This window comes from Pigmentiphaga litoralis, assembly GCF_013408655.1.
In the GTDB taxonomy this organism is placed as follows: Bacteria; Pseudomonadota; Gammaproteobacteria; order Burkholderiales; family Burkholderiaceae_B; genus Pigmentiphaga; species Pigmentiphaga litoralis_A.
Genome location: NZ_JACCBP010000001.1, coordinates 1,135,613 through 1,147,610 on the forward strand (window position 1 = coordinate 1,135,613; position 11,998 = coordinate 1,147,610).

The window sequence follows — 11,998 nt, forward strand, 5'->3', positions numbered from 1 at the left end:
AAAAAAGAATTCAGGAAGGGGTGCTGGCGGTCGATGCCAAGGTCGCGGCGATCTGTTCGCCCAATGCTTTCTTTGACACCTTGCCGAACGTCGACACCGGAAAATCCGCAACGATTTCCAGCCGTTCAGGCAGCTTGAACTTGGCGATTTCCTTGGTCAGCAGAAAGTCCACCAAGGCCTTCAAGGTCAGGTCGCGTCCGCGTTTCAGGATGACGAAGGCGCACATGCGTTCGCCCAGGTCAGGGTCGGGCATGGGCACGCACGCCACGTTCTGCACCGATGGGTGCATCAGGATCAGGTTTTCGATTTCTTCGGCACTGATCTTTTCGCCGCCCCGGTTGATCAGGTCTTTCTTGCGCCCTTCCACCACATAGTTGCCGGATGGATGCTGCCGCATCAGGTCGCCCGACCGATAGAAGCCATCGGGCGTGAACTGGCGCGCGTTGTACTCGGGCACCCCGTAATAGCCGCGCAGCGTGTACGGCCCGCGGCAGGTCAGCTCGCCAACCTCCCCCATCGGCACTTCGCGCCCTTCTTCGTCCAGCAGCAGGATTTCGTCGTCCTCGCACACGGGGCGGCCGCAGGTTTCCAGCTTCACGTCATCGGGATCGTCAAATCGCACGAACATCAGCACGCCTTCCGACATGCCAAAGTTTTCCTGCACGAAGGCGCTCGGAATCAGCTCGCGGGTCCGCAGGCGCACTTCCGGCTGCATGCGCTGCCCGCCGCTCTGGATCTGCCGCAAGGATGTCAGGTCGTACTTGCCGATGGCCGGATCGTTGATCAGCCGGATCAGCAAGGCCGGCACCACCTTCAGGTGCGTTACCTTGTGCTGCTGGATCAACGCAAACATTTCTTCCGGCTTCGTATTGCCATGCAGGACCACCTTGCCCCCGGCAAACAGAAAGCCCTGGATACCCGGGCAGGCCAGCGGCAGGTTGTGCGCGATCGGCAGCACCAGCAGCAGGACCGAATCGCGTTCCACATGCGCCACCACCGACGCCGCGCGCGAGTTGTAGGCGTAATCGTTGCCGGTGCGCGGGATCAGCTTCGGAATGCCGGTCGTGCCGCCCGATAGTTGAAAGATGCAAGGATCTGCCGGGTCGATATGCAGCGCGCCGAGCGCCGACGCGGGCCGGGTGGCCGGCCGGGCGATCAGTTCCTGCAAGCCCACTTCGCCTTCGCCCGGCGTGCCCAGCACGATGCGGAAGCGCAGCGTGGGCTGTTCTGCCTGCACTCGCGTGATCACGGGCGCAAACGCAAAGCTGCCCTGGGTTTCGGGATACACGCAAGTGGTTGCGCCCGACAACTGCACGAACTGGCTGATCTCCGCATAGCGGTGGGTCACCAACGCAGCAATCGGTATGGCGCCGATCTTCTGCAGCGCGAAGTACAGGATCACGAACTCGGCCACGTTGGGCAGGGTCGGCACGACCCGGTCCTGCGGCTGCAGGCCCAGGTCCAGCAGATTCAGCGCCAGGTTGGTCGACGCGCGGTCCAGCGCTTCGTAGGTGTACTGACGATCGCCATCCACCAAGGCAATGCGGTCGGCAAAGGTCGCAAACACGGTGGAAAATTCTTCGGCAAGCGACTTGTCGCGCCAATAGCCCTTGGCGCGGTAGCGCGCGGCATCGGCATCGGGAAAAGAAACGAATCCTGGCAGCATGGGAATGCCTCCGTGCAAATTGATCAGGCGATAAATCGGGTCAGGCGGCCTGCGAGTCAGGTCAGGTCGATGCCGTGAACCCGCCATCGATCACAACGATTTCACCGGTCACGAAACGATTGCCTTCCAGCAGGTTCAGCATCGTTTCGGCCACGTCGTCCGCCGTCACGCAGCGGCGCAGCGGCGTGGCGCGCGCGCGTTTGCCCATCAGGTCGTCGTACTTGTCGCCCAGCATGCGTTCCATCCAGTCGCCTTCCATCCAGCCCGGCGCGACCGCATTCACGCGAATGTCGGGGCCCAGGTTCCAGGCCAGCGTCTTGGTCAGGTTCACGACCGCGGCCTTGCTCGCGGCGTAGGGCAAGGGTTGCGGGCCCGGCCGCAGGCCAACAATGCTGGCCGTGTTGACGATGGCAGGCGCCGTGCCTCGGCGCAGCAGCGGCACGGCAGCCCGCGTCACCTGGAACAGGCCGCGCACATTGACGGCAAAGGTCCGGTCCCACTCGTCCAGGTCCAGGCTTTCCAGGTCCTTTACCTTCCAGGTGGCTGTGGTGCCCGCGTTGTTGATCAAGGCGTCCAGGTGCCCGAACCGTTCACCCACCTGCGCCACCATCGCCCGCACCGCGGCTTCATTGCTGACGTCGCACTGCACCAGCAACGTGTCGGCGCCCAGACTGCGCGCTTCGTCGGCGCAAGCGCGCGCCGCGGCCTCGCTCGACGCATAGTTGATGGCCACGTCGTAGCCCGCCCGTGCCAGCGCCAGCACGGCGCTGCGTCCGATACCTGTTGCGCCGCCCGTAACCAGCGCTTTTTTCCTGTCTGTCATGACTGCCCTTTTGATGATGTGACGACGAATGACGGCCTGCGGCGCGTGTGCCGCAATGGCGATTCAAGCAATGCAATGCCGCGCAAAAGCGCTACTGCGGCGACAGCCCCAGGTCGGCGACGACCTTGCGCCATACCGCCTGCTGGTCCTTCAGATAGGCGCCCAGGTCCCCCGGCGACCCGGCTTGCGGATACACCCCAAGCTCGGCAAAACGGGCGACCATCTCTGGCAACTGCACGACCTTGTTGACGTCGCGGTTGACCTGCTCCACCACGGCGGCGGGGACGCCCGCCGGCGCAAAGATGCCGAACCAGCCGATCGATTCAAAGTCGGGGACGGTCTCGGCCACGGTGGGAATGGTCTCGAAGCCCGGCAGGCGCGTTTTGGAGGTCACGGCCAGCGGGCGGAACTTGCCTGCCTTGACGTGCTGCATCAGCGCCGGCAGGCCATCGATCGTGACGGCCGCATCGCCGCCCAGCAGCGCGGTAATGGCAGCGGGCGATCCGCTGTAGGGCACGGTGAACAGGCCCATGCCGGTCGCGCGGCTCAGGACTTCGCCCGTCAGGTGCGGCACCGAATGGGTCTGCGCGGCAGCAAAGTTGACCTTGCCTGGCTGCGCCTTGCCCGCCGCCACCAGGTCCGCCAGCGTATGGACGCTGGAGGTGGACGGCACCACGACCATCATCGGGCTGGTCCCCACCATGGCGATGGGCGCGACGTCGTTCATGCTGAATTGCGGCTGGCGGTACAGGAGCGGCGTCAGGGTCGCCACGGCGGCGGGCACAAAGCCCAGCGTGTAGCCGTCGGCCGGGGACCGCACCAGGGTCGACATGCCCGGGATCCCCCCGGCGCCGGCGCGGTTTTCGACCACGACGGCCTGGCCCCAGGCCATCGACAGCTTGTCGCCCACCAGCCGGGCAATGACATCAGGCGCCGCGCCCACCGGGAACGGCACGATCAGCCGCACCGGCTTGGTTGGCCAGGCCGCGCCCGGCGTGGCAGCGGACGCGGCCCCCGGTGCGGCAGCTTGCGCCGATACGCCCATCGGCAGGGACGCGAGCGCAACGGCGGCAAGCGCCGCCGCCAGGCTCGTCACGCGCGGCAGGGAGAACAATCGGGAGGTAAAGCAGGACAGTCCGGCAAGGCGGGGCATGGCGTGTCTCCTGGTCTTCATTGCCGCGTGATCGCGGTCTGGAGCGGACTATGTCATGGCGACCCGATTGCAAATAGATGGCAGAATCGTCAAGGCGATACGGTTTTCGCATCCCCCGAACCCAAGGCAAATGCCCATGAAACTCAATCAACTGCGCGATATGGTTGCGATTGCGGACAAGGGCAGCCTGCGGGCGGCCGCGCGCTTCCTGGGCCTGGCGCAGCCGGCGCTGACGCGCAGCGTCCGGGCGCTGGAACATGAACTGGGCACCACCTTGTTCGAGCGCGATGCCCGCGGCATGGTGCTGACGCCGCGCGGGCAACTGTTCTACCAGCGCGCCAAGGCGGTGGTGAACGAATTGCGGCGGGCCCGCGAAGAAATCGAGCAGACCAGCGGCGACATGCACGGCACCGTGGTCGCGGGCCTGTCGATCATGCCGCACGTCGGGATGCTGCCGCAGGCCCTGCCCGCGTTCCGGCGGCAATTCCCGAACGTCACGCTCAAGGTAATCGAAGGCCTGTATCCCGCCATGGAAGCCGGCCTGCGGGACGGCAGCATCGACTTCTACGTGGGCGCGTCCCCCCGGGTGCCACCGGCGCCCGGACTGCTGGAAGAACGCTGGTTCGACAACACCCGCACCATCGTGGGCCGCAAGGGGCATCCGCTGGCCCGCGCCACGTCGATCCGCGATCTGGCCAGCGCCGACTGGGCGACGACCTCGGTCGACTACAACGCGACCGAAGACCTGGAAGCGCTTTTCACCCGCTACGGCATGGGCGCGCCGCGCGTCATGCTGCAGGCCGACTCCGCCATGTCGGTCATGGTGGCGGTGGCCTATGGCGATTTGCTTGCGATCCTGCCCGTCCAATGGAACGAATTTCCGTTAGCGCAAGAAATGCTTCAGGTGATTCCGATCGAAGAGGTATTGCCAGCGCCTGCGATTGGGTGTATCCGACGCCCGGATTTGCCCCTCACCCCAGCGGCAGAGGCGTTTTGCGACCTGCTGCGTCGGCATTCCGGTTGAGTGGAAAAGCGTGTAAATGTAAGGGTTCTTCTTAAACCCGCTGCGTCAAATTCCTAGCAATTCGCAGGCATCCCCCGTCAAAAAACTGTAACTCCGGCGATCCGTAACATTTTTTCACGCGTCTTTTGTTAGAATCCGTCCGGGCTTGTAGCTGATTGCAGCAGCAAGTCTGGTCACCGCCTCGTAAGCCGCGAGTTTTTTGTCCCTTCTGACGGTACCCCCCACAATGGTTGTTCGCGTTATTTCCGGCGCCCTGTTCCGCGCCGTCCGGTTTCACCTTCCTGCAACAATTGCCCTGCTGACCGCCCTGATGGCCGCTCCTGCGTATGCAGTGACCGAGCGCCAAGCCGATGCCGAGCCCCGCCTGTCGATCCGCGAACGCGTGGTCCAGACGGCCGAATCCTGGATCGGCACCCCCTATGTCTGGGGTGGCGACAATCCCGAAGATGGTTTCGATTGCAGCGGACTCGTCCGATTCGTGTTCCAGCAAACGCTGGGGATGGACCTGCCGCGCATCGCCAAGCAGCAGCGCAAGACGGGCACCGCCGTCGCCAGCAACCAGATGAAGCCCGGCGACCTGGTGTTCTTCAACACCCGCCGCGACCCCGGTTCACATGTCGGCATCTACCTGGGCGGCAACCAGTTCCTGCACGCCCCTTCCCGCGGGTCCGAAGTGCGCGTCGACGACATGCACAACTCGTACTGGAAGCGCCGCTTTACCGGCGCGCGCCGCCTGATCTCGGCCACCCTGCCCTAAGCGCACGCAGCATGAAAAAAGGCCGGAACGTATCGCTACGTTCCGGCCTTTTCGTTTTACTTCACCCTCAGATCAGCGGCGGATCCATATCGCGCGCCGGATGGCGGTGCTGCGACACGGCGTCGATGAACTGCTGGGCTGCGGCGTCGATGCCCGATGCATCGGCAAACAGCAGACCCGGGTCGGTTTCGCCGGTTGGCAAAGTCGGGTTGATGCCCATCTTTTCCGTCAGCTTGGAGCTCGCGCCCAGGACCAGGATCGTCTTGCAGTGGCGGTACTGGTTCTTGATGAACTCGTCGGTGTAGCCGATGCGCGCCAGCAGGGCGACAGCGTCCTCACCATCCGGCAGCACCATCGCGTCGAACAGCACGGGCGGCGTGTTTTCCATCGATGCCTGCGCTTCCAGCACGGTGCCATCGGCAGCCGTAACCTTGCCCAGACGCGGGGCCACCAGCAACGGCACGGCGCCTGCGTCGACCAGTGCGGTCTGCAGGGCTTGCACCGACGTGCCTTCCACGCCATTGGCCACCAGGATGGCGATCTTGCGGGTACGCACGCCGCCTTCGCCTGGCAGCGCCGTCAGCGACAGGGCCGGCGACACCGTGATTTCCGGCGTCACGTCGATCTGCAGCGCCTTGGGCATCGCTTCCGGCAATTCCATGCCCAGGCCGTCGGCGACTTCCGTCGCCAGTTCCATCGACACGTTCATCAGCGACGACAGCATCCGTTCACGGATCGCCGGCACCGTCAGCTTGCTCAACTCGAAACGGAAGCCGCCAATGATGTGCTGCTTTTCGGCTTCGGTCTGGCTGTTGAAGAACAGCGTCGCTTGCGTGTAGTGATCCGCAAACTTTTCCGGCTTGCCGCGCACCTTGTCTTCATGGATCGGCTCGGGGAAGGACACGAACCCCTTCATGCCGGCCTGGAAGGGGCAGCCACCGCCGAGCGAATTCGGCTCATAGGCCACGCGGCCACGGTTGATGGTCTGGCGATGATGGCCATCACGCTGGTTGTTGGCCACGGGCGCGATCGGCGTATTGATCGGGATCTCGTGGAAGTTGGCGCCACCCAGACGCGAAATCTGCGTGTCGACATACGAGTGGTTCCGGCCTGCCAGCAGCGGGTCGTTACTGAAGTCGATGCCTGGCACCACGTGAGCGGTACAGAAGGCGACCTGTTCCGTCTCGGCAAAGAAGTTGTCCGGGTTGCGGTTCAGCACCATGCGGCCCACGGGCATGACCGGCACGAGTTCTTCCGGGATCAGCTTGGTGGAGTCCAGGATATCGAAGCTGAACGACTCGGCCTGTTCTTCGGTAAAGATCTGCAGGCCCAGTTCCCACTCGGGGTATTCACCGGCTTCGATGGCTTCCCATAGGTCGCGGCGGTGGAAGTCGGAATCGGCGCCAGAAATCTTGACGGCTTCGTCCCACACCAGCGAATGGGTGCCAAGCTTCGGCTTCCAGTGGAACTTGCAGAATACCGACTGGCCGGCTTCGTTCACCAGGCGGAACGAGTGCACGCCAAAGCCCTGCATCATGCGATAGCTGCGTGGCAGCGCACGGTCCGACATGGCCCACATCAGCATGTGGGTAGACTCGGGCATCAGCGACGCAAAGTCCCAGAACGTGTCGTGGGCCGATGCGGCTTGCGGAATGGCGTTGTTGGGTTCGGGCTTGACCGCGTGCACCAGGTCCGGAAACTTCATCGCGTCCTGGATGAAGAAGACCGGGATGTTGTTGCCCACCAGGTCCCAGTTGCCTTCGTCGGTATAGAACTTGACCGCAAAGCCGCGCACGTCGCGGGCGGTGTCGGTCGACCCGCGTTCACCGGCCACGGTCGAAAAGCGAACGAACACCGGGGTGATCTTGCCCGCTTCCTTGAACGGCGCGGCGCGGGTGTATTCGGTCAGCGGCTTGTACGCTTCGAAGTAGCCGTGCGCAGCCGAACCGCGAGCGTGCACGATCCGTTCAGGAATCCGCTCGTGGTCGAAATGGGTGATCTTTTCACGAAGGATGAAGTCCTCCATGAGCGTCGGGCCGCGCAATCCGGCCTTCAGCGAATTCTGGTTGTCGCCGATCGGCACGCCCTGATTCGTCGTCAGTACCTGGCCGGTGGCGTCGGCGCGCACGCGGTCCAGCGATTGGATCGTGGCATTGGTTCCGATCGGCGGGACGCCGCTGCCCACCTTGGCGGACGCATTGGTCTCGCTCAGTGTGCTGCCGGTCACGATGGGGGATGCAGGTTCGCTGGTCATGCCCTGGGGCGGCGACACGGCGTTGTCACGGCCATGCTCGGCGGCCTTGTTGACGTTGTAGCGCATGGAGGCCGACAGCTCGTTCACGAGCTGCATGTGCTCCGCTGGCAGATCGCCAGGGGCGGTCGATCCATGCGACGGACCGGTCGATGTCGTACGTGCGGATGACTTGGCAGCCGCTTTCTTCGGATCTGACTTGGCTGCAGGTGCTGCGGGTTTCTTGGTGGTGGCCACGGGTGTTCCTCACGGGTCGGTGGTGCGCACCCGACCCCGTGGCTCCTCCCTGATGGAAGGACCTCGCTTTGGCACGTGTGCGCCCCAGGGGCGGTTTGCGGCGAAACCGGAATTTGCCGCACTGGACGGCATCGGCACCCTTCCTGCACGACCAATGCCGCGGGAAGGTTCGACACACCCAAATCGTTGGGCGTCCAGTTCTCAAAGCACATCGGCTTTGGCGAGGGTCACAAGCGACGCGCCTGTGATGCAACTCATCCTACGCCCCTGCTCTGCCATATCGGCGCTACAGCATGTAAGGATCTATGCGCAACCGATACCATGGATGAGCAAAACAAAACGGCGATGCGGCGCCTGTCTCGAGGCCCCACATCGCCGCCTGCCGTGGTGTGGCGCGGGGTTGCGCCGCGCCTTACGGTCGCGCCAGATACTTAGATCACTTACTTAGATCACGTACAAATTCACATACTCATGCACGGGCATGGCTTCCAGCCGTGCCTGGTCCAGCGAGATATCCAGGATGGCTTGCTGCTGCTTGACCGGGAAACGCCGCGCCAGATTGGTCTTGAACTTCTCGACCAGGAGCGGGATGCCATCATGACGGCGGCGGCCGTGGCCGATCGGGTAGTCCACTTCGATCTCGGCCAGTGATGTGCCATCGTGGAATTCGACCGTCAGCGCATTGGCGATCGACCGCTTTTCCGGGTCATGGTAGTCGGCGGTAAAGCGCGGGTCTTCCACGCACACGATCTTGCTGCGCAGCTCGTCAATGCGTGGATCGGCCGCCACCTTGTCCTCGTAGTGCTCGGCGGTCAGGCTGCCGAACAGCAATGGCACTGCCACCATGTACTGGATGCAGTGGTCGCGGTCAGCCGGGTTGTTCAGCGGACCGGTCTTGTCGATGATGCGGATGCAGGCTTCGTGCGTCCGGATCGTCACCTTGCGGATGTCGGCCGCCGTGCGGCCCGTGGCCATCAACTGACCGTGCAGCGTCACGGCCGCCTCGACCGCTGTCTGCGAATGGAATTCCGCCGGGAACGAAATCTTGAACAGCACGTTTTCCATCACATAGCTGCCGTACGGGCGCTGGAAGGCAAAAGGCTTGCCCTTGAACAGCACGTCGTAGAAGCCCCAGGTGGGCGCCGTCAGCACCGACGGGTAGCCCATCTCGCCGGTTTTGGCGATCAGCGCCAGACGCACGGCGCGGCTGGTGGCGCCCCCTGCCGCCCAGCTCTTGCGCGACCCGGTGTTGGGCGAATGGCGATAGGTGCGCAGCGACTGTCCGTCCACCCACGCCAGCGACACGGCGTTGATGATCTCGTCGCGCGTCAGGCCAAGCATCTGCGCGACCACCGCGGTGGACGCAACCTTGACCAGCACCACGTGATCCAGGCCTACCTTGTTGAACGAATTTTCCAGCGCGATGCAGCCCTGGATTTCGTGCGCCTTGATCATCGCGGTCAGCACGTCTTTCATGGTCAATGGCGCTTTGCCGTCGGCAATGGCATTGCGCGACAGCCAGTCGGCGGTGGCCAGGATGCCGCCCAGGTTGTCCGACGGATGGCCCCACTCCGCGGCCAGCCAGGTGTCATTGAAGTCCAGCCAGCGGATCATGGTGCCGATGTTGAACGCGGCCTGGATGGGGTCGAGCTGGAACTGCGTGCCCGGCACCTTGGCGCCGTTCGGCACGACGGTGCCGGGCACGATGGGTCCGAGCAGCTTGGTGCACGCGGGGTATTCCAGGGCTTCCAGTCCGCAACCCAGCGTGTCGATCAGGCAGTTGCGCGCCGTGTCGTACGCCTGCTCGCTGTCGATGCGGTAGTTCAGGACGTAGTCGACGATGTCGGTCAGGACCTGATCGGGTTCGGGACGGACGTTGGAGATGTGTTGGCTCATGATGCTCGATGAATGGAAAGAGATCGAATGAAAGGGAAGATGTGGAAGGTCACGGTTCCGGCGCGCGGCCGCAGCGCCTTCGCCATCCCCTCAGGTGCGCGCGTCGATCGGCACAAAGGCCAGGTTCTCGGGGCCGGTGTAGTTCGCGCTGGGCCGGATGATCTTGTTGTCGATGCGCTGCTCGATCACATGGGCACTCCACCCTGCGGTTCGCGCAATCACGAACAAGGGCGTGAACATGGCGGTCGGCACGCCCATCATGTGATAGCTGACGGCGCTGAACCAGTCCAGGTTCGGGAACATTTTCTTGACGTCCCACATGACGGTCTCCAGCCGTTCGGCGATGTCGAACATGCGGGTCGATCCGCTGGCGTTCGACAGGTCCCGCGCTACTTCCTTGATGACCTGATTGCGTGGATCGCTCACGGTATAGACCGGATGGCCAAAGCCGATCACGACTTCCTTGGCCTCGACCCGGCGGCGGATATCCGCTTCGGCTTCATCGGGATTGGCATACCGCTTCTGCACTTCGAAGGCGACTTCGTTGGCGCCGCCGTGCTTGGGTCCACGCAGTGCGCCAATGCCGCCGCAAATCGCCGAATGCATGTCCGACCCCGTACCCGCCACGACGCGGGCCGCGAAGGTCGACGCGTTGAATTCATGTTCGGCATACAGATTCAGGGACACGTGCATCGCATGCACCCAGGCATCGTTGGGCGCCTGGCCATGCAGCAGATGCAGGAAGTGCCCGCCGATCGAATCGTCATCCGTCTCGACATCGATGCGCTTGCCGTTATGGCTGTAGTGATACCAGTACAGCAGCATGCTGCCCAGGGACGCCATCAGGCGGTCTGCAATGTCGCGCGCGCCCGGCACGTTGTGATCATCTTTCTCGGGCAGCACCGTGCCCAGTACCGACACGCCCGTGCGCATCACATCCATCGGATGCGCGGCCGCCGGGATCTGTTCCAACGCCGCCATCAAAGGCGCCGGCAGGCCGCGCAGGGCCTTCAGTCTGGTCTTGTAGGCGGTCAGTTCGGCGCGGGTCGGCAGCTTGCCGTGCACCAGCAGGTGCGCGATTTCTTCGAATTCGCACTGCTCGGCAATATCCAGGATGTCATAGCCCCGGTAATGCAGGTCGTTGCCGGTCTGGCCCACGGAACACAGCGCCGTGTTGCCTGCGGCCACGCCGGACAGCGCCACCGACTTCTTCGGTTTGAGAGGGGTCTTTTCAGCACTCATCGACAGGTCTCCTGATAGGGGTTGGTCCAGCAGGAACGGCGCTCAGCGCGGCGCCTTGTCCTTGTTCTGCGCATACAGCGCATCCAGCTTACGTTCAAAGTCGAAGTAGCCGATGCTCTCGTACAGTTCCATGCGCGTCTGCATGGTGTCGAGCACGCCCTTCTGGTGCCCGTCGCGGCGAATCGCGGTGAACACATTTTCGGCCGCCTTGTTCATGGCGCGGAATGCCGACAGCGGATACAGCACCATCGCCACGCCGGCGCTGCGCAATTCGTCCACGCTGAACAGCGGCGTCTGGCCGAACTCGGTAATGTTGGCCAGCACCGGCACTTTGACGGCATCCACGAACTTGCGATAGCTGTCCAGATCATAGGCCGCTTCGGCAAAGATGGCATCGGCGCCCGCTTCGACGCAGGCCAGCGATCGCTCGATGGCGGCATCAATGCCTTCCACCGCAATTGCGTCGGTCCGCGCGATCAGGAAAAAGTCCGGATCCGTCTTGGCGTCCACGGCGGCCTTCACGCGGTCCACCATTTCCTGCTTGGACACGATCTCCTTGCCCGGACGATGGCCGCAGCGCTTGGCGCCCGCCTGATCTTCGATGTGGCAGGCGGCCGCGCCAGCCTTGATCAACGACTTGATGGTGCGGCCGATGTTGAATGCCGACGGCCCGAAGCCCGTGTCGATATCCACCAGCAGCGGGGTGTCGCACACGTCGGTGATCCGACGGATGTCGATCAGCACGTCATCCAGCGTGTTGATGCCCAGGTCCGGCATGCCCAGCGAGCCGGCGGCCACCCCGCCACCCGACAGGTAGATGGCCTTGAAGCCGGCGCGGGTCGCCAGCAAGGAATGGTTGGCGTTGATCGTGCCCACCACTTGCAAAGGGGATTCTTCTTTGAGCGCCTGGCGGAAACGCGCGCCGGCGGAGGGAGTCAGGCTCATGGTC

9 protein-coding genes are annotated in these 11,998 nt (G+C 63.7%); 2 read left to right on the forward strand and 7 right to left on the reverse strand.

From position 1 onward, the window contains the following. Window positions 1-10: 10 nt before the first annotated feature. The 3 genes from HD883_RS05035 to HD883_RS05045 all read right to left on the reverse strand — a co-directional run bounded on the left by HD883_RS05035 (window position 11) and on the right by HD883_RS05045 (window position 3,642). The gene (locus HD883_RS05035) at window positions 11-1,666 is read right to left on the reverse strand and encodes a (2,3-dihydroxybenzoyl)adenylate synthase (protein ID WP_179587542.1); all 1,656 of its coding nucleotides are present in this window, start codon (window positions 1,664-1,666) and stop codon (window positions 11-13) included. Between the two features lie 61 nt (window positions 1,667-1,727). After that, on the reverse strand, window positions 1,728-2,489 hold the full coding sequence (locus tag HD883_RS05040) for an SDR family NAD(P)-dependent oxidoreductase (protein WP_179587541.1): 762 nt from the start codon (window positions 2,487-2,489) through the stop codon (window positions 1,728-1,730). 91 nt (window positions 2,490-2,580) lie between these two features. Continuing rightward, complete coding sequence (locus HD883_RS05045) at window positions 2,581-3,642, reverse strand: Bug family tripartite tricarboxylate transporter substrate binding protein (RefSeq protein WP_179587540.1); 1,062 nt, start codon at window positions 3,640-3,642, stop codon at window positions 2,581-2,583. A 136-nt stretch (window positions 3,643-3,778) separates the two neighbouring features. Between HD883_RS05045 and HD883_RS05050 the strand changes: the two genes are divergently transcribed. Next, window positions 3,779-4,666 carry a LysR substrate-binding domain-containing protein gene (locus HD883_RS05050; RefSeq protein ID WP_179587539.1) on the forward strand — a complete coding sequence of 296 codons (888 nt, stop codon included), beginning with the start codon at window positions 3,779-3,781 and terminating at the stop codon, window positions 4,664-4,666. Window positions 4,667-4,892: 226 nt separating this feature from the next. Then, the gene (locus tag HD883_RS05055; protein ID WP_179587538.1) at window positions 4,893-5,423 is read left to right on the forward strand and encodes a C40 family peptidase; all 531 of its coding nucleotides are present in this window, start codon (window positions 4,893-4,895) and stop codon (window positions 5,421-5,423) included. 67 nt (window positions 5,424-5,490) lie between these two features. Here HD883_RS05055 and HD883_RS05060 read toward each other — a convergent pair whose 3' ends face one another. The 4 genes from HD883_RS05060 to prpB form a co-directional block, all read right to left on the reverse strand. Beyond that, the gene (locus HD883_RS05060) at window positions 5,491-7,911 is read right to left on the reverse strand and encodes a catalase (RefSeq protein ID WP_373563312.1); all 2,421 of its coding nucleotides are present in this window, start codon (window positions 7,909-7,911) and stop codon (window positions 5,491-5,493) included. A 444-nt stretch (window positions 7,912-8,355) separates the two neighbouring features. Continuing rightward, on the reverse strand, window positions 8,356-9,807 hold the full coding sequence (locus HD883_RS05065; RefSeq protein WP_179587537.1) for a bifunctional 2-methylcitrate dehydratase/aconitate hydratase: 1,452 nt from the start codon (window positions 9,805-9,807) through the stop codon (window positions 8,356-8,358). A gap of 90 nt (window positions 9,808-9,897) precedes the next feature. Beyond that, on the reverse strand, window positions 9,898-11,049 hold the full coding sequence (gene prpC / locus HD883_RS05070) for a bifunctional 2-methylcitrate synthase/citrate synthase (RefSeq protein WP_179587536.1): 1,152 nt from the start codon (window positions 11,047-11,049) through the stop codon (window positions 9,898-9,900). A gap of 42 nt (window positions 11,050-11,091) precedes the next feature. Next, window positions 11,092-11,994, reverse strand: a complete 903-nt coding sequence (prpB, locus tag HD883_RS05075) for a methylisocitrate lyase (RefSeq protein ID WP_179587535.1) — start codon at window positions 11,992-11,994, stop codon at window positions 11,092-11,094. Window positions 11,995-11,998: the final 4 nt, after the last annotated feature.